Source organism: Plantactinospora sp. A48 (genome assembly GCF_055793945.1).
The window spans coordinates 23,642-42,365 of the sequence record NZ_JBTIXF010000035.1 but is presented as its reverse complement, the minus strand read 5'-3'; the positions used below and the strand labels follow the sequence as shown (position 1 = coordinate 42,365).

The 18,724-nt window shown below is 70.0% G+C and carries 14 protein-coding genes; 4 read left to right on the top strand and 10 right to left on the bottom strand.

Annotated elements, in window-relative coordinates; genetic code table 11:
* Positions 1-63 precede the first annotated feature (63 nt).
* Positions 64-540, bottom strand: coding sequence for a hypothetical protein (locus tag ACXN5W_RS18710; protein ID WP_473159604.1), 477 nt, complete (start codon positions 538-540; stop codon positions 64-66).
* 304 nt (positions 541-844) lie between these two features.
* On the bottom strand, positions 845-3,364 hold the full coding sequence (pcrA, locus tag ACXN5W_RS18705; protein ID WP_473159603.1) for a DNA helicase PcrA: 2,520 nt from the start codon (positions 3,362-3,364) through the stop codon (positions 845-847).
* Between the two features lie 244 nt (positions 3,365-3,608).
* Between pcrA and ACXN5W_RS18700 the strand changes: the two genes are divergently transcribed.
* Positions 3,609-5,459: a bifunctional metallophosphatase/5'-nucleotidase gene (locus ACXN5W_RS18700; protein WP_473159602.1), complete on the top strand. Its 1,851-nt coding sequence runs from the start codon at positions 3,609-3,611 to the stop codon at positions 5,457-5,459.
* Positions 5,460-5,721: 262 nt separating this feature from the next.
* Positions 5,722-6,141 (top strand): chorismate mutase, encoded by a 420-nt coding sequence (locus tag ACXN5W_RS18695; protein WP_473159601.1) that lies wholly within the window; start codon positions 5,722-5,724, stop codon positions 6,139-6,141.
* 257 nt (positions 6,142-6,398) lie between these two features.
* Here the strand turns inward: ACXN5W_RS18695 and ACXN5W_RS18690 are convergent, their stop codons facing one another.
* The 8 genes from ACXN5W_RS18690 to ACXN5W_RS18655 form a co-directional block, all read right to left on the bottom strand.
* A complete protein-coding gene (locus ACXN5W_RS18690) occupies positions 6,399-7,412 on the bottom strand; it encodes an ABC transporter ATP-binding protein (protein ID WP_473159600.1) in 1,014 nt (337 codons plus the stop codon).
* Positions 7,405-8,433: an ABC transporter ATP-binding protein gene (locus ACXN5W_RS18685; RefSeq protein WP_473159627.1), complete on the bottom strand. Its 1,029-nt coding sequence runs from the start codon at positions 8,431-8,433 to the stop codon at positions 7,405-7,407. The genes ACXN5W_RS18690 and ACXN5W_RS18685 overlap by 8 nt, the downstream gene beginning before the upstream one ends.
* Before the next feature lie 26 nt (positions 8,434-8,459).
* The gene (locus tag ACXN5W_RS18680; RefSeq protein ID WP_473159599.1) at positions 8,460-9,425 is read right to left on the bottom strand and encodes an ABC transporter permease; all 966 of its coding nucleotides are present in this window, start codon (positions 9,423-9,425) and stop codon (positions 8,460-8,462) included.
* Entirely contained in the window at positions 9,418-10,344 is a 927-nt protein-coding gene (locus ACXN5W_RS18675) for an ABC transporter permease (protein ID WP_473159598.1), read from the bottom strand. The genes ACXN5W_RS18680 and ACXN5W_RS18675 overlap by 8 nt, the downstream gene beginning before the upstream one ends.
* A 143-nt stretch (positions 10,345-10,487) precedes the next feature.
* Positions 10,488-12,134 (bottom strand): peptide ABC transporter substrate-binding protein, encoded by a 1,647-nt coding sequence (locus tag ACXN5W_RS18670; protein WP_473159597.1) that lies wholly within the window; start codon positions 12,132-12,134, stop codon positions 10,488-10,490.
* A 693-nt stretch (positions 12,135-12,827) separates the two neighbouring features.
* Positions 12,828-13,919, bottom strand: coding sequence for a thioester domain-containing protein (locus ACXN5W_RS18665; protein ID WP_473159596.1), 1,092 nt, complete (start codon positions 13,917-13,919; stop codon positions 12,828-12,830).
* Positions 13,920-14,138: 219 nt separating this feature from the next.
* The gene (locus ACXN5W_RS18660; protein ID WP_473159595.1) at positions 14,139-14,825 is read right to left on the bottom strand and encodes a response regulator; all 687 of its coding nucleotides are present in this window, start codon (positions 14,823-14,825) and stop codon (positions 14,139-14,141) included.
* A 2-nt stretch (positions 14,826-14,827) separates the two neighbouring features.
* Positions 14,828-16,063 carry an ATP-binding protein gene (locus ACXN5W_RS18655; RefSeq protein ID WP_473159626.1) on the bottom strand — a complete coding sequence of 412 codons (1,236 nt, stop codon included), beginning with the start codon at positions 16,061-16,063 and terminating at the stop codon, positions 14,828-14,830.
* 345 nt (positions 16,064-16,408) lie between these two features.
* On the opposite strand from ACXN5W_RS18655, the gene ACXN5W_RS18650 reads away from it, so the two are divergent.
* Positions 16,409-18,265: a PspC domain-containing protein gene (locus ACXN5W_RS18650; protein WP_473159594.1), complete on the top strand. Its 1,857-nt coding sequence runs from the start codon at positions 16,409-16,411 to the stop codon at positions 18,263-18,265.
* Positions 18,262-18,573 carry a hypothetical protein gene (locus tag ACXN5W_RS18645; RefSeq protein ID WP_473159593.1) on the top strand — a complete coding sequence of 104 codons (312 nt, stop codon included), beginning with the start codon at positions 18,262-18,264 and terminating at the stop codon, positions 18,571-18,573. Before ACXN5W_RS18650 ends, ACXN5W_RS18645 begins: the two co-directional genes overlap by 4 nt.
* The last annotated feature ends 151 nt before the right edge of the window (positions 18,574-18,724 follow it).

Genomic DNA, 18,724 nt, shown 5'->3' with positions numbered 1-18,724 from the left:
GGCGACGATCCAGCCCGAGCCGCCTCGCTGGCCGCGGGTGGACAAGCGTGCCGGGAATGGCGGCTAGTGAGGTGGATTGATCTGACCGAGATTGCTTCCGCCGACATAGACGCCGGGCGGGACAGTGCGTCCAGGTTTCTGTGGCGGGGCATCTTCAGGCGGCGGTGAAGGCGCTCCGACCTCCCGCCCGCCGCCGCCGAACAGCCAGCCGATCGCGATTCCGGCCAGGCCACTGACGGGTGCCGCGAACTGGGCAACACTCTCGCCCGAAACGCCTTTCATTACTCCAGCTATGATGACACCGAACAATGCGACTATCAGGAGGATCGCAACGAGGTACCTGAGGTTCTCCGTCCTGGCCTGGTGATTGAACGACTTCGACTGAAGTTTGGCACTGCTCTCGAACTTGTCCCGGTCGTTGATTATCGCAATCGTTCTGTTTATGGCCTCCGCCCGATCGACTTCGCCGCTTGCAGCAGCCTGCTGGGCGGCGAGGACCAGGTTCTGCATCTGTTCCGGTGTCAGCTGCGGCTGGGTCATCGCAAGCTTCCCCGCACACCCGCTCGGCGGTAGCTACGAGAGCCGAGCGGAGCGCTGGATGGTCGATCGCTTCGCAAGGTGGGTCGGCCCCCACCCGCCAGCCACCCATCGGCCCACCGGGTCGAAACGATGGCTCCCGCCCCGACGGCCAGGCTCATCGGCAGGCAGCCGACCGGCGAGGCGGCAGCGGCGGAGCCGAGGGTGCGTCCACGCATGCCGGCAGATCGTAGTGACCGCTCATGATTCCGGAACCACACAGACCGGAAGCTGACAGGTCGGGCGGGGTTGCTTTCCGACCGTCAGGTCAGAGCTTCTCGATGGGGGCGTGCCGGAGCACCAGCCACATCGTCTGGTCGCCGAAGTCGATCTGCGCCCGGGTGCTCGGACCGTGGCCCTCCACGGCCAGCACCCGGCCGAGGCCGTACCGCTGGTGGTTGACCCGGTCCCCGGCCGCCACCTTCGGGGCCTGCGGCAGCTCGCTGGCGGTGCTCAGCCGGCTGGCGTCCACACCCAACCGCTGGGCGAGCTGGGCCGCCTTCGGCGTACCTCCGGTGAAGCCGCCGCCGCGACCGACCGCGCCCCGGTCCGCGGCGCCCGACCGACCACCCACGCCGCCGCCGGTGCCGGACCAGGAGGTGTACGCGGCCTCCAGCCGCTCCCAGCGGACCAGGTCGGGTGGCAGCTCCTCCAGGAACCGGGAGGGCGGGTTGTAGGAGGGCTGGCCCCACGCCGACCGGGTGACCGAGCGGGACAGGTAGAGCCGCTGGCGGGCCCGGGTGATGCCGACGTACGCCAGCCGCCGCTCCTCCTCCAGCTCCCGGGTGTCGCCCAGCGAGCGCAGGTGCGGGAAGACCCCGTCCTCCAGTCCGGTGAGGAACACCACCGGGAACTCCAGCCCCTTGGCGGTGTGCAGGGTCATCAGGGTGACCACGCCCGGGTAGGGCAGGTCGTCGTCCTCGGCGCCGCCCGGCGTCGAGTCAGGCGAGACCGGAATCTGGTCGGCGTCGGCCACCAGCGCCACCTGTTCCAGGAAGCCCGCCAGGCTGGCGCCCGGACCGTCCTCCTCGGCCTGCGCCTCGACCCGCTCGGTGTACTCCCGGGCCACGCTCACGAGCTCCTGGAGGTTCTCCACCCGGCCGGCATCCTGCGGGTCGAGGCTCTCCTCCAGCTCGGTGAGGTAACCCGAGCGGGTCAGCACGGCCTCCAGGACGTCCTCCGGCGGCGCGGTGGCGGCCAGCTCGCGTACCTCGTCGAGCAGCGCCACGAAGTCGCCGATGCCGTTGGCGGCGCGGGTCGAGATCCCGGGGGCGTCCCCGGCCCGGCGCAGCGCGGCGCCGAACGAGATCCGGTCCCGGTTGGACAGTGCCTCGACACACGCCTCGGCCCGGTCGCCGATGCCCCGGCGCGGGGTGTTGAGGATCCGCCGGATGCTCACCGTGTCGTCGTCGTTCACCACGGCCCGCAGGTAGGCCAGCGCGTCGCGGACCTCCTTGCGCTCGTAGAACCGGACTCCGCCGACGACCTTGTACGGCAGGCCGACCCGGATGAAGACCTCCTCGAAGACCCGGGACTGGGCGTTGGTGCGGTAGAACACCGCGACGTCGCCCGGCCGGGTCTGGTCGGCGTCGACCAGCCGGTCGATCTCCCGGGCCACCCAGTCCGCCTCGGCGTGCTCGGTGTCCGCGACGTACCCGACGATCTGCTCGCCCGCACCCTCCTCGCTCCACAGCCGCTTGGGCTTGCGGGAGGTGTTGTTGTCGATGACCGCGTTGGCGGCGTTCAGGATCGTCTGGGTGGAGCGGTAGTTCTGCTCCAGCAGGATGGTGCGGGCGTCGGTGAAGTCGCGCTCGAACTCCAGGATGTTGCGGATCGTGGCGCCCCGGAAGGCGTAGATCGACTGGTCGGCGTCGCCCACCACGCACAGCTCGCCCGGTGGCAGGCCGCTCGGGTCGTCGGCGCTGCCGACCAGCTCCTTCACCAGCGCGTACTGGGCGTGGTTGGTGTCCTGGTACTCGTCGACCATGACGTGCCGGAACCGGCGCCGGTAGCTCTCGGCGACGTGCGGGTGGGCCCGGAGCAGGTTGACCGTGGTCATGATCAGGTCGTCGAAGTCCAGCGCGTGCGCCTCGGCCAGTCGCCGCTGGTAGAGCGGGTACGCCTCGGCGACCGCCCGCTCGTTCGGCCCCTTGGCGCGGGCGGCGAAATCCTCGGGGTCGACCAGCTCGTTCTTCAGGTTGGACACCTGCGCGGCCAGTGCCCGGGCCGGGTAGCGCTTGGGATCGAGATCCAGCTCCCGGGCCACCATCTGCATCAGCCGGCGCGAGTCGTCCGCGTCGTAGATCGAGAAGGTGGACTTCAACCCGGCGTGCTCGTGCTCGGCCCGCAGGATCCGCACGCAGGCGCTGTGGAAGGTCGACACCCACATCAGCCGGGCGCGCGGCCCCACCAGGGCGGCCACCCGGTCCTTCATCTCCCCGGCGGCCTTGTTGGTGAAGGTGATCGCGATGATCTCGCCGGGGTGTACGTCCCGGGCGGCCAGCAGGTACGCGATGCGGTGGGTCAGCACCCGGGTCTTGCCCGAGCCCGCCCCCGCCACGATCAGCAGCGGGCTGCCGGAATGGGTGACCGCGTCGCGCTGCGGGCCGTTGAGCCCGGCCAGCAGGGCGGCGGCGTCCAGGCGCACGGCGCCGGGGCGGGTCGGGACCGCCGCGCCGGACGGCCAGGGGCCGGCGGGGGCCGGTTGCCCGGACGACCGGGGGTCGGTGGTGGCCGGCCCCCCGGACGGCCGGGGGGTGCTGGGTGGGGGTTCGAAGAGAGCACGCATCGCCTCGCGAGTCTATGCCCGCAGTCGGACATCCCCCGACGCCCCAACCGCCCCGAGGTAAGGAAGGGCCCCCCGTTATCGCTTCCGGTAGAGCAAGGGCCCCCCATTAACATCGACGCCGCTGGTCATCCCACACCGATCGGCCACGAAGTCGTCACCCGTCTGGTCTGGCGCGTTCGGGCCCGGTCGAGAACGATGACCGGGGAGTTGAAGATCCCTCCCCAGATCCGATTGGACCCACACCATGAGTTTCCCGCGCCCGCGCGGACGGGCGGTGCTGCGCCACCTCGCGGCCCCCGCTCTCGCGCTCGCCGTCCTCGGCGCCGCGCCGTTGGCCACCGGTGGCACCCCCCGGACCACGCCCACTCCGGTTGGGGCGTACGCCCCGGTCTCCGTCTCCTACGGATCGCCGCTCGGCCAGCCGGTCAAGGGGCAGTTCCTCAGCTACAACGACTTCCACGGCGCCATCGACCCGCCGGGCGGCAGCGGCGCGACGGTCAACGGCACCCCCGCCGGTGGCGTCGAATACCTGGCCACCTGGTTGAAGCGGCTGCGCGCCGAGGCCACCGCCGAGGGCCGGGTCACCACCACGGTGGGCGCGGGTGACCTGATCGGCGCCAGTCCCCTGGTCAGCGCCGCCTTCCACGACGAGCCGACGATCGAGCTGATGAACCAGATCGGGTTGCAGGTCAGCTCCGTCGGCAACCACGAGTTCGACGAGGGCGTCACCGAGCTGCTGCGGATGCAGCGCGGCGGGTGCCACCCGACCGACGGCTGCCAGGACGGCGACGGGTTCGCCGGGGCCAAGTTCCACTACCTGGCCGCCAACACGATCGACCGGAAGACCGGCCTGCCGATCCTGCCCCCGATCGACATCAAGTTCATCGACGGCGTACCGGTGGGCTTCGTGGGCGTGACCCTGGAGGGCACCGCCGGGATCGTCAACCCGGCCGGCATCACCAACGTACGGTTCGCCGACGAGGTCGAGACCGCCAACAAGTGGGGTGGCCTGCTGCGGCTGTTCGGCGTCAAGGCCCAGGTGCTGCTGGTCCACGAGGGTGGCTCCCAGGCCGCGCCGCCGAACCCGATCGGCATCTCGGACTGCGCCAACTTCTCCGGCCCGATCGTCGACATCGTCAAGGGGCTGAACCCCGAGTTCGGCCTGGTGGTCTCCGGGCACACCCACAAGTGGTACTCCTGCAAGCTGCCCAACTCCTCGGGCGCGGACAGCGTGGTCACCAGCGCCGGCACCAACGGCCAGCTGATCACCGACATCGACTACACGCTGGACCGGCGGACCGGCCGGTTCACCGACATCGCCGCGCACAACGTCATCGTCGAGAACGGCGTCCGCAACCCGGACGGCAGCTACCAGAAGACCCCGGCCGGGACGTACGTGCTCAACCCCGAGCTGGTCGATCCGGCCGCCAAGCAGCTCGCCGACAAGTACCGCACCGCCGTCGCGCCGATCGCCAACCGGATCGTCGGCTCGATCGCCGGGGACATCGTCCGCGACGTCCAGCCGAACCAGGAGAGCCCGCTCGGCGACGTGATCGCCGATGCCCAGCTGGCCTGGACGAAGAACGACGGCGCCCAGCTCGCGCTGATGAATCCCGGCGGCATCCGGGCCTCCCTGACGTACGGGAACTCCGCCGGGGGCGAGGCGCCGGGCCAGGTCACCTACGGCGAGGCGTTCACCGTCCAGCCGTTCAACAACCTGGTGGTCACCCAGACCCTCACCGGGGCGCAGCTCAGGAACGTCCTGGAGCAGCAGTTCGTCGGGTACGGCGGACAGACCCAGCAGAAGGTCCTGCAGGTGTCGGCCGGCTTCACCTACTCGTACGACGGCACCCGGGCGGCCGGTGACCGGGTCAGCAACCTGGCCCTGAACGGTTCCCCGATCGACCCGGCGGCCAGCTACCGGGTCACCACCAACGACTTCCTGGCCAACGGGGGTGACGGTTTCACCCTCCTGCGGGACGGCACCGGCCGGACCACCGCGCCCGGTTTCGACGTGGATGCCCTGGTCGGCTACCTGGGCGGCAATTCTCCGGTGGCCCCCGGACCGGCCAACCGGATCACCCGGTTGGGCTGAGCCGCGCCGCGCCCCGGCCGGGCACCTCGGCCGGGGCGCGTCCTATTACGTGGAACAGGTTGCGCCCGGCCCGACGGAGTAGGCATACTCGACGACGTGACAAGGCAGGTGCGCAGCTACTTTTACTACGGCTCCGGGAGTCCGGCAGCCGTAGGTCGCGCCTGATCACAGACCTACGAAAAGCCCCGGGCTCCCAGAGCCCGGGGCTTTTCGCTTCGGGAAATCGGGAACTCCGGCGGCCCGACCGCTTCAAGGAGCAGCCATGCCTACGCACCTCGCCGACCAGGCATCCGGTTCCACCTCGCCTGTCCGGACCGTACCGGCTGATCCGGCCGGCCCGGCCGAGTCCGCCAGCACCGTCGGCGGACCAGCCGTACTGACGCCCGGTGGCCCCCAGGCCGCCGGAGCAGCCTCCGGAACCGGCAGCGCGTCGCCGGTGGCGGCCGAGCGCATCACCGCGCTGCGGGACCGGATCGACGAGATCGACAACGCCCTCATCGCGCTCTGGCAGGAACGCGCGGAACTGTCCCGGCAGGTCGGCGCCACCCGGGTGGCCTCGGGCGGCACGCGGCTGGTCCTGGCCCGCGAACGTCAGATCCTGGACCGCTTCCGGGACGCGCTGGGCGCCGACGGTACCCAGCTGGGCCTGCTGCTGCTGCGCGCCGGTCGCGGCCCGCTCTGAGCGGCCCCGACAGCCAACGGAGCCGGGTGGCGCCAGCCAACCGGCCCGCTGCTGAGCGACCGTCAGGGCACCGCACCAGCCCCCGAACGTTGCACAGGGTCTGTCCGGGTGGACAGACCCTGTGCAACGGAGTCGGCGGTATCCGTCGCCGGTGACCCGCCGCGCCGGTCCGGCGCGGGCCCGACAGCCGGTCCAGCCCGCCCGACAGCCGGTCCGGACGGCGGCGACACCGCCGCCGCAGCCGTGGCTGAGGACGGTCAGGCGTCGTGGCTGGCGACGATCTCCCGCTTCTCGGCGAAGTGGCACGCGCTGGGGTGGTCGGTGTCCCGGCGCTGGACGAGCGCCGGCTCCTCCTGGGCGCAGATCTCCTGCGCCTTCCAGCACCGGGTCCGGAACCGGCAGCCCGAGGGCGGGTTGGCCGGCGAGGGTACGTCCCCGGTCAGCCGGATGATCGCCTTGTGCTCCCGGCTCCTCGGGTCCGGCACCGGCACCGCGGACAGCAGTGCCTGGGTGTACGGGTGGGTCGGCCGCTCGTAGATCTCGTCCTCGGTGCCGATCTCGGCGATCTTGCCGAGGTACATCACGGCCACCCGGTCCGACAGGTGCCGGACCACGGACAGGTCGTGCGCGATGAAGACGTACGACAGTCCCAGCTCGCCCTGCAACTTCTCCAGCAGGTTCATCACCTGCGCCTGGATCGACACGTCGAGCGCGCTGACCGGCTCGTCACAGATGATGATCTCCGGCCGCAGGGCGAGCGCGCGGGCGATGCCGATCCGCTGCCGCTGCCCGCCGGAGAACTGGTGCGGGTACCGGTTGATGTGCTCGGGGTTCAGCCCGACCAGGTCCAGCAGTTCCTGGACCCGCCGGCGCCGGCTGCCGCGCGGGGCCACCTCGGAGTGGATCTCGAACGGCTCCCCGATCAGGTCGCCCACCGTCATCCGCGGGTTCAGCGAGGTGTACGGGTCCTGCATGACCAGCTGGATCTGGCGACGCAGCCGGCGCAGCTGGCCGCCCTTCATCGAGGTGATGCTGCGGCCCTTGTAGAGCACCTGTCCACCGGTCGGCGGCTCCAGGCTCATCAGCAGCCGGGACAGGGTCGACTTGCCACAGCCGGACTCACCGACGATGCCCAGTGTCTCGCCCTGGTGCAGGTCGAAGGAGACGCCGTCGACGGCCCGTACCTGTCCGATGGTCTTCCGGAACACCACACCCCGGGTCACGGGATAGTGCTTGACCAGGTTGCGTACCTCGAGGATCTTCTCAGCCACGGTTAACCAGCTCCTCGGCGAAGTGGCAGGCGCTGGCCCGGGTGGGACCGAGCGTCAGCAGCGGGGGCACCTTCTCCCGGCAGACCGGCTGCGCCATCGGGCAGCGCGGGTGGAACGGGCAGCCCGTGGGGATCCGCATGAGGTTCGGCGGCAGCCCCTTGATCGTCCGTAGCTGCTGGCCCTTCTCGTCGATCCGGGGGATCGACTCGAGCAGGCCAACGGTGTACGGGTGGGCCGGGTTGGCGTACAGCTCGTGGACGTCCGCCTCCTCGACGATCCGCCCCGCGTACATCACCGCGATCCGGTCCGCGACGTCGGCGACCACGCCGAGGTCGTGGGTGATCAGGATCAGACCCATCCGGCGTTCCCGCTGCAACTCCGCCAGCAGGTCCATGATCTGGGCCTGCACGGTGACGTCCAGCGCGGTGGTGGGCTCGTCGGCGATCAGCACCTCGGGATCCAGCGCCAGCGACATGGCGATCATGACGCGCTGGCGCATACCGCCGGAGAACTGGTGCGGGTACTCGTTCACCCGCTGCCGGGCGTTCGGGATCTTGACGAGGTCGAGCATCTCGATGGCGCGCTTCTTGGCGGCGCCGCGACCCATCCCCTGCCGGACCCGGAACTGCTCGGCGATCTGGAACCCGACGGTGAAGACGGGGTTCAGCGCCGAGAGCGAGTCCTGGAAGACCATGGCGATGCCGTCGCCGCGGATGCGGCGGCGCTGCTCGCCGGACATCTTCAGCATGTCCCGGCCGTGGAAGCGGATCGAGCCGCCGGTGACGAACCCGGGTGGCGAGTCGAGGATGCCCATGATGGTCTGGGCGGTCACGCTCTTGCCGGAACCCGACTCGCCGAGCACGGCGAGGGTCTCCCCCGCGTCGACGTGGTAGGTCACCCCGTTGATGACCTTGGCGACACCGTCCCGGGTGCGGAACTCCACCCGGAGGTCCTCGACCTCCAGCAGCCGGCCGGACGGACGCCCCGGACCCTCGGCACCCGGTCGGGACCGCTGGGACACAGTTATCTCGGACAACGAACTCTCTCCTAGCGGAGCTTGGGGTCGAGCGCCTCGCGTACGGCCTCGCCGAGCGTGACGAAGCTGAGGACCGCGACGACGAGGAACGAGGCCGGGAAGAACAACAGGAACGGCGAGACCCGGATCCAGGTACGGGCTTCGCTGATCATGACGCCCCAGGACACCACCGGCGGCTGTAGGCCGACGCCCAGGAAGGACAGCGTCGCCTCGACGCCGATGAACGTGCCGATCAGGATCGTCGAGTAGACCAGCACCGGTGCCAGGCAGTTGGGCAGCAGGTGCTTGAAGATGATGCGGCTGTTGCTCGCCCCCATCGCCCGGGCCGCCAGGATGTAGTCGGCCTGCTTGGTGGCCAGCACCGAGGACCGCATGATCCGCATCGACACCGGCCAACTCAGCAGGACCAGCGAGGCGATGACCAGCGCCATGATCTTGAACGTCCCGCTGTCCGAACCCGGCGCGTTGAACGTGCTGAGGATCACGATGGCCCCGAGCACGAACGGCAGGCCGAAGAAGACCTCCCCGATCCGGGACAGCAGCGCGTCGACCCAGCCGCCGCGGAAACCGGCGAGCATGCCGATGGTCCCGCCGACCAGCACCGTACCGAGTGTCGACAGCACCGAGACGATGATCGAGGCACGGGCGCCGTAGATCGTCCGGGCGAACTCGTCGTGGCCCTGGACGTCGTACCCGAACCAGGCGGCGCCGCTGGGCTCGACCCGGCTGCGGTTGAGGTCGCTGGCGTTCGGGTCGATCGAGGTGAACAGCGACGGGAAGGCGGCCATCAGCAGGAACAGCAGGATGAAGGTGGCCGAGATCCAGAACAGCGGCTTGCGGCGCATGTCCCGCCAGGCGTCGCCGAGCAGGCCGCGTGGCTTGTCCTGCCGGCTGGTGTCGAGCGGCGCGCCGCCGACGACGGCGGGCTGGTCGGCCGGCGGGGTGGTCACCATCGAGCCGGTCGTCGGGTCACTCATAGCGGATCCTCGGGTCGAGGGCGGCGTACAGCAGGTCGATCAGGAGGTTCGCCAGCAGGAAGACGATCACCAGGATCACGACGATGGAGACCACCGTCGCGTTCTCCTTGGTGAAGATGGCGCGGTAGACCTGGCCGCCGATTCCGTTGATGTTGAAGATGCCCTCGGTGACGATCGAGCCACCCATCAGGCCACCGATGTCGGTGCCCAGGAACGTCAGCACCGGAATCATCGAGTTACGCAGCAGGTGGACCCCGACGACGCGACGCATGGGCAGGCCCTTCGCGATCGCCGTCCGCACGTAGTCGGCCCGCCGGTTCTCGGCGATGCTGGTGCGGGCGAGTCGGGCGATGTACGCCATCGACGTGCTGCCGAGCACGAACCCCGGGATGATGAGCTGGGAGAACGGCGCGCCGGACGAGACGGTCGGCTTCACCAGCCCCCACTGCACGCCGAACAGCCACTGCAGCACGAAGCCGGTGACGAAGGTCGGCAGCGCGATCAGGAACAGCGTGGACACCAGCACCAGGTTGTCGGCGAAGCCGTTGCGGCGAAGACCCGTGAGTACGCCGGCGGTGATGCCGATCAGCGCCTCGACGAGGATCGCGACCAGGGCCAGCTTCAGGGTGTTGGGGTACGCCTGAGCGATGATGTCGTTGACCGAGCGACCGCTGTACGTGGTGCCGAAGTCCCCCTGCAGCAGCGCCTTCATGTAGTTGCCGTACTGCAGAAACACGTTCTGGTCCAGGTGGTACTTGTGGGTCATCATCTGGACGTAGCTGTCCGGGCACGGGCGTTCGCCGCACTTACCCGCGAAGGGGTCGCCGGGCACCCACCAGATCAGCACGTAGATCATGAAGGTGGTCACGATGAAGACCGGGACTAGTTGGAGAAGCCGTCTCAACAGGTAACGGCCCATGGGTGGTCCTCCAGAAAGAACGCGCCGGCTGCCCGGCACGAGATGGCGAGACGGTGTCGAGGACGCGGATCACGCGCCCTCGACAGCGGGACCGTCCCGGTCCGGCCTTCCGTTCGAAAGGCCGGACCGGCACGTTGAGCCGCCTAGCTGAGCTCGACCGTGGACAGATCGATCGGACCCTTGGAGGTGGTCTCGGCGTGCTTGATCTTCTCGGAGTAGCCCGACTGCTGGTTGTAGAAGTACACCGGGATCGACGGGACGTCCTGGTCGACCACGGCGATCGCCTGGGCGAACTTCTCGTGCGCCGCCTCGACGCTCGGCGCCGCCACACCCTCGCGGTAGAGCGTGTCCACCTGGGTGTTGCTGTACTGGCCGTTGTTCGAGCTGCCGTTGGTCACGAACAGCGGGCCGAGCCAGTTCTCCACGTCCGGGTAGTCCTGCTGCCAGGCCGCCCGGTACGGACCGTCCATCTTGTGCGCGTTGATCTGCTGGCGGAACTGCGCGTTGGTGGCGATCGGGACGGCCTTGGCGTCGATGCCCAGCGTGGTGGACACGCTGTTGGCCACGGCGTCCATCCAGTCCTTGTGGTCCCGGTCACCGTTGTAATAGAACTTCATGGTTCCGGTCCAGCCACCGGCCTGGGCCAGGAGGTTCTTGGCCTGGTCCTTGTTGTACTCGCAGACCGTGCAGTTGCCGTCCTTGGCACCGGCGGTCAGCGGGTTGGCCCAGCTGTTGGCCGGCTTCTTGGACCCGGAGAACACCTTGTCGGTGATCAGTGCCCGGTCGACGGCCAGCGAAACCGCCTTGCGGAGGTTCACGTTCTTGAACTTCTGGTCGTAGAACGGAAAGTCGATCTTCGCGGAGGTCGGCACCGGAACGTTGATGGTGCGGTCGGCGAGGTCGGTCTTCCACTTGTCACCGGCGAGCGCCGAGACCGGCACCTGCTGCAGGAAGTCCAGGTTGCCCGACACCAGGTCCTGGTACGCGGAGTCCGAGCTGTTGTACAGCTTGTAGGTGACGTCCTTGACCTTGACCTTGTTGTCGAGCTGGTAGTCGTCGAACCGGGTCAGCTTGATGTCGGCGTTGTGCTGCCAGGAGACGAACTTCAGCGGACCGTTGCCGATCGGGTGGTTGCCGAAGTCGTCCGGCTTGACCCCGGGCTTGAAGAAGGCGTCCGGCATCGGGTAGAACGCGCTGTAGCCGAGCTTGACCGGGAAGATCGAGAAGGGCGACGACAACGTGACCTCGAAGGTGTAGTCGTTGACGACCTTGAGGCCCTTCATCTTGTCGGTCTTCGGCTTATCGGCCTTCTTCGGGCCGTCCGCGTCCGGGTCCTCGGTGTGGACATCGGCGTAGCCGTCGATGTCGCTGTAGAACGACGCGCTCTTGGCGCCGTTCGGCGAGTAGGCGCCCCAGTTCCAGGCGTCAACGAAGTTGTGCGCCTTGACCTCGGTGCCGTCGTGGAACTTCAGGCCCTGCTTGATCTTGATGGTGTAGACCTTGGAGTCGCCCGTCTGGATCGAGTCGGCGACCAGGTTGACCGGCGCCCCACCGTCGTTCGGGTAACGGACCAGGCCGGCCCACAGGTTGTCGATGACGTTGCCGCCACCGGTCTCGTTCGTGTTGGCCGGGACCAGCGGAGACTCCGGCTCGACGTTGTCGAGCGTGATGGAGCCGCTCGCGGTGCCGCCGCCGGCGTCATCGCTGCCGCCCCCGCTGCCACAGCCTGCCGCGGTGAGTACGAGGGCCGCGCCCAGCGCGACCGCACCCACTCGCTTCGAGACCCTCATTCTCGCCAAGCCTCCTCAATTCCTTCTACCTGGGTTTCCGTCACGCTCCGCACATGCGGGCAGGACGCGCCGACGGTCCACACGCGGTTCGCGGACGCCGGGAAAGGCTGTCACGGAAGAAGCCGGCACCCAGACGCACCGGCGATCCGTTCGGCTCACCCGTCACTCGAAGGCCGGCGCCGAAAAGCCCCGGATCTGCGACGACGGGCAAAGGTTAGCCGTAGCGGTCCGGGCCAGCGAAGGCGGCTCACTCGAGGGGCGGGGCAAGCGGTGCAACTGTGACACCGGCACGCCTCGTACCGAAAGCCGTGTTACCGGAACGTTAGTCGCCCGCCGCCCCTTCGAGATTCCCAGGCTGCTCATTACCTCATCCAGAGCATCCTGGCCAGCGGTTTTTCCAGCACCCTCGGTCGACCCGAGGAAACGTAATATCAATCACCATCAGCTTTTTACCCCCGCGATGACACTCAACGAGATGACTTGCTCACCTGACGTGTTCAACCCGGCGGATCGCGTGGGCCGTAACGGATCGTGCCCGTCGCAACGGGGCACGTTCACCGCGACCGGCGGAGCCAGTTACGGAACGTGTCCACAACGACGCCCGTCATCATTACGGAGCGTGTTCGCCGCCGGCCCACAATGGACGGTGCCCTCGACGCCGTGGCGTCGAGGGCACCGTGAGGGGTACGCGGATCAGACGGTGAACCGCACCCGGCGACGGCGGACGATCAGCACCGCCACCGCACCGGCGGCCAACAGCACCAGGCCGATCCCGACGACGACACCGGTGGACGAGCCGGTGACCGGCAACGCCGGGCCCCCGGCGCCGGCACCCGGCGCGCTGGCGCTCGCGCTCGGCGTGGCCGCCGCCACGAAGCTGGCCTGGGCCTTCGCCGTGACCTGCTCACCCGTGGTGCCACCGAGGATCAGCTTCTGCGCCTTGCCACCGGTGTAGAGGAAGACCCGGCCGAAGGAGACCGATCCGGAACCGGTCGCGGTCACCGAGACCGTGCCAGCGCCCTCGCTGGTCAGCCAGAACTTCTCTCCGTTGGCGGTGCTGGTGATCGCCTTTCCGTCGGCGTCGACCGCCTGGCCACCCTCGACGGTCAGCTTGATCTCGCCGGCCGGACCGGTGACGGTGAACGGGCCGGCCTTCGACCCGACGGCCACCTCGGTCACCTTGCCGGGCTGGATGGTCAGCGCCGGCTTGGGCTCCGGCACGTCGGTGGCGTTGGCCACCAGGTACTTCTGGATGCTGCTGATCACCTGGTACTGCGGCTCGGTGAGATTCCCGCTGGCGACGTACTCGCCCAACTCGACGCCGTCACTGAAGTGCCACACGGCGGTCTGGGTGCCGAAGTACAGCAGCTTCTTCTCGGTCTTGTCGTCGGTGCCCGCCGGCAGGGTGGCGTGGGCCGCCGCGAGCAGCGCGTCGGCGTCCGCGTTCGGGTAACCGTGCGTCAACACCCACTGCACCTTGCCGAGATTCTGCACCTCGGAGGCGTCCCAGGTGCCCTCGGTGTACTCCTTACCCAACGCGATGTTGGTGTGGAAGTCGATGCAGAACGCGGTTACCGACTCGCCGTCGACCTTCAGGTTGAAGGCCGACGTGGTCATCTTCTTGCCATCGAGCTTCAGGGTGACCGAGCTGCCACCCACCGTGGATGGCACACCGGTGGCGGGCGGCTCGGCGGCGGCCGGGCCGGTGGCGCCGAAGGTCAGCGCGGCACCGGCGATCGCGGCCAGGGCGGTTCGGCCCCAGCGCGCGGGGGTGCTTCCGAACATCAGGATGACTACCTCTCCCCAGGGGTCCGCCCCACCTCGTGGGCGGGGCGGCAGGACGCAGCGTCGGCAGAGGCCGGGACGGCGGCGAAGTCGAGCCGAACGGTCGGCCATTCCGCGACGCGAAGGGGATTTCAGCACAGATAGCGTCGTCTGTCAGTAGTGAACTGCCACACTAGTCACATCTGTACCATTGGTACCATCGCTTGAGTTGGGAAAAGTTCACACCAGCCGACGGTCGGCGGCCCACCGGGACAACTCGTACCGGTTGGACATCTGCAGCTTCCGGAGCACGTTCGAGACGTGCGTCTCCACGGTCTTGATGGAGATGAACAGCTCCTTGGCGATCTCCTTGTAGGCGTATCCCCGGGCCAGCAGCCGCAGCACCTCACGCTCCCGGTTGGTCAGCTGGTCCAGCTCCGGGTCGGCGACCGGGGCGTCCGGTCGGGCCGCGAAGGCGTCCAGGACGAACCCGGCGAGCCGCGGGCTGAACACGGCGTCACCATCGGCCACCCGGCGGATCGCGGCGGCCAACTCGTCCGGGGAGATCGTCTTCGTGACATACCCCCGGGCGCCCGCCCTGATCAGCCCGATGACGTCCTCGGCGGCGTCCGAAACACTCAGCGCCAGAAACTTCACCTGGGGATGGCTCCGCCGGACGGCGTCCAGCACCGCGCGACCACCGCCATCCGGCATGTGTACGTCGAGCAGCACCACGTCGGGCGTCGTCGTGCCGATCCGGGTGACCGCCTCCGCCACGCTGCTGGCCTCCCCGATCACCTCGACGTGCGCGCCGAGTTCGGCGCGTACCCCGGCCCGGAACATGGCATGGTCGTCGACGAGGAACACCCGCAACGGACGGTCCGGGATCTGCTCCCCGGCCGCCGGCTCCATAGGCCGCTCGCTCATGGTCATTTGTCCTTTCCTGTGGCGGTACGGTCGCCGGGCGTTGGCAGTGTCAGCCGGATCTCCGTACCCGCGCCCGGCTCGCTGCGGACCTCCGCCCGCCCGCCGTGCCGGTCCATCCGCCCGATGATGGAACCACGGACCCCGTGCCGGTGATCCCCCACGGTCGCCGGGTCGAAGCCGGCGCCCCGGTCCCGGACGAAAACGCTGATCTGTTCCGGTTCGACCTCGGCGTAGAGCGACACCGTCTGCACCTTGGCGTGCCGGGCGGCGTTCACCAGCGCCTCGCGGGCGGCCGCGACCAGCGCGTCGACCCGCTCGTCGGTCTCCCGGTCACCCACGACGACCGCCTCGACGCTGATCGCGTAGGTGTCCTCCACCTCGGCCGCGGCCTGTTCCAGCGCGGCCGCCAGCCGCTCGTTGGGCGAGGCGGTGGGCTTGTACAGCCAGTTCCGCAGCGACCGCTCCTGACCCCGGGCCAACCGCTGCACGGTCTTCACGTCGCTGGCGTTGCGCAGGATCAGGGCGAGCGTGTGCAGCACCTGGTCGTGGACCATCGCGGCCAGCTCGGCCCGTTCCTGCTCACGGATCCGGCCCTCCCGCTCGGCCCGCAACTGGTTGTAGGTCCGCCAGAGCACCGGGGCGGCCACCACGCCGACCCCGGCCAGGCCGACCAGCGCGAAGATCACCCCGTACAGGACGGCGTCGAAGTTCTGCTGCGGTGAGTAGACCGCCGCGATGCCGATGATCCCCACCGCGACCAGCACCCCGCCGCCGATGAAGCGCAGCACGAACGCGCGCCGGTCGCTCTCCTCGACGACCGCACCCAACCACGGCACCGCGCCGTTCCACTGCCGGCGCCGTTCGGGTGCCGACTGGTGCCAGATGACGCCCGCGCCGATCGCGATGATCGCCACCAGCCAGCCCGCGGTGCTGGCCACCCCGACCGAGTCGAACAGCAGCACCTGGATCATGATCATGCCGAGCCCGATGGCCACGAACGGCAGCAGTTGAACGAGATCCCGGCGCGGCGTCGGCTCCGCGGCGCCCGGCCGCAGTGGCACGACCGCCCAGAAGGCCGCGTACAGCAGCAGCCCGAGCCCGCTGAACCCGAGCAGCACCACGAAGGCGATCCGGACCCGCAGCACCGAGATGCCCAGGTGCTGGGCGATCCCGGCGGCGACGCCGGCCACCATGCGATGGTCGCGCACCCGGTAGAGCCGGGGCGACTCGGTGACGATGCTGATCGGTAGCTCCCTGGTCGTGGTGGGGCCGGTCCCGCTGGAACCGGTCGTCGTGGAACCGTTGCCGCTGGACCCCGGTCTGGTGCTGCTGAACCGGTCCGGTGCTGCTGAACCGGTCCGGAAACCGGCGGGGCCGGCCGCGATGCGTTGGTCGGGCCGGCAGGGGCCCAGAACGTCGACCACCACCGGGAACGTCGACCACCACCGGTCACGTCGATCGTCACACGCCGGACGGGCGGCCACCACGGGGACGCCCCGGACTTTGCCCGCCGGGCAATCTCAGGGTCCCGTCAGGGTCGACTCCGGAGGTCACCGGGGCGGCCGGCGGGCCACTATCGGAGCATGACCGACCAACCCGCCGAGCCACGCCGGGACGGGACGCCGGAGGAGACGCCGGGCGCCCCGTCGGCCCCGGCCAGTCCCCCGTCCGCCGAGCGAAGCGAGCCGAGCTTCGGCGGAGCCGACGAGCCGACCCTGCGCGACGTCCACGACCCCGTCGGACCGACGGACGATGAGACCACCGCGCTGATCGCGCCAGCACCGGCCGCCACGCCCTCGGCCACCCCACCGTCACCAACCGCCCCGCTACCAACCGCCGGGGTGCCGCCCACCGCCGCGCCACAACCGGAGCGCGGTGCCGGCACCCTGCCGCCGCCGGCCGCTCCGCCGGGTGGCGCGACGCCACCGCCGGCCGCTCCACCCGGCAGCGCGACGCCACCGCCGGGCGGCGGGGCGGGTCATCCGGGCGGCACGGCCGGATACCCGGGTTCCGGTGCCGAACCGCCCCCGACCGGACCGGGCTGGGAGGCACCCCGACAGCAGGCCGGGCCGCCACCCACGGGCGCCAGCTTCAGTTCCCGGTACGGCCTGGTCCGGCCCCGCGAGGGGCGGTACCTGGCCGGAGTCTGCGCCGCCATCGGCCGGGCCACCAACACCGACCCGGTGCTCTGGCGCGTACTGCTGGCGGTTCTGGGGTTTTTCGGGGGGATCGGGATCCTGGTCTACCTGGCCGCCTGGCTGACCATCCCGGCGGAGGGGGACACCGCCTCACCTGTGGAATCCGTGCTCGGCCGTGGTCGGTCCAGCATGCAGCCGATCACCGTGCTCGTGCTCGGGGTACTGGTTGCGGTGATGTTCGGGCTGATCGTGACGGACCGGTTCCGCGCGGTGCTGCTCGGCGCGGCGATCGTCATCGGGGGCGCGCTCCTGCTCAACCGCAACGGTGGTCGCCGGCTGGGTCAACCGGCCGGGCCGCCCGCCGCACCGGGGGCGCAACCCGGCGCCGGTTGGCCGGGTCAGGGGGGACCCGGCCAACCGGTGGTTCCGCCGCCGGGCGGCGCACCGGGCGAGACCGCCACGGCGTGGTTGAGCCCACCGGCGCCGCCGGTCGCCACCTACCCCGGGCCGACCGGCCATCCGGGTACCGCCGAGTTCCCGGCGGCCACCCCGCTCGGTCCGACGCTGGACCGCGGGTACCGGCCTCCGTTCGCCCCGCGCGGCCCGTACGCGCCGCACGGTCCGGATGCCACCGCGGTGGCCCCGCCGTACCCACCACCCGGCCCGGCACCACGCCCGCCGAAGCCGCCCCGGGAACGTTCCCCGCTCGGCGCCGCCACGTTCTCGCTGGTCTTCGTGGCCATCGGCATCGTCACGGTGCTCGACCTCACCAACGCGGTCCCGGTGACCACCTCGGGCTACTTCGCCGCGGCCCTCGTGACCATCGGACTGGGCCTGCTGGTGGGCGCCTGGTTCGGCCGGGCCCGCTGGCTCATCGCGCTCGGCCTGGTCGCCACCGCGGCGCTCGGCATCACCACGCTGGCCGAGTCGTCCACGATCGACAGCGACCAGGAGGGGCAGGTGACCTGGACTCCGACCAACTACTCCGAGTTGGCGGACCGGTACGCCAACTCCTTCGGCGACGCGACCCTGGACCTGCGACAGGTGGACTTCACCGGTCAGGACGCGCCGGTGGCGGTACGGATCCGGTTCGGTCACCTGCGGGTGCTCGTGCCAGCCAACGTCGACGTGACGGCGACCGCCGACATCAACGCCGGTGAGGCGCGGGTGTTCAACACCCGATGGAGTGGGGTCAACGACCAGAGCCGATCGGTGACCGACCTCGGCCCGGACGGTGCCGGCGGCGGGAAGCTGCGGCTGGACGTCCGTGTCGACGCGGGAGACGTGGAGGTGATCCGATGAAGGCACACCGGACCGACGGGGTTTCGCTGATCTTCGGCGCGCTCTTCCTGATCATCACTGTCTGGTGGCTGGTGGCCCAGATCCTCGATCTGGCGCTGCCGGCGGTGGGTTGGTTCGTGGCCGGCGGGCTCATCCTGCTGGGTCTGCTGGGTCTGCTCGCCGCGCTCCGTTCGGGCAGCCCGGCCACCGGTCGCCCGGAGCCGTCCGGACAGCCGCTGCCGTCCGGCGAGCAGCGCCTGACCGACGAGCAGCGCCCGACCAGCGGCGTTCCGGAGACCGGCGGGCCGGGCGGCGGGCGGCGGCCCTGAGCGGTCGGCGTGGCACCCCCGGCGCGGCCGGGCGGCGGGCGGCGGCCTGAACAGTCGGCGTGGCACCCGGCGCGGCCGGACGGCGGGCGACCGGCCCCACGCGGTCGGTGTGCCACTCCGACCTCGCGCCTATGCTGGCCGATGGAGGTTC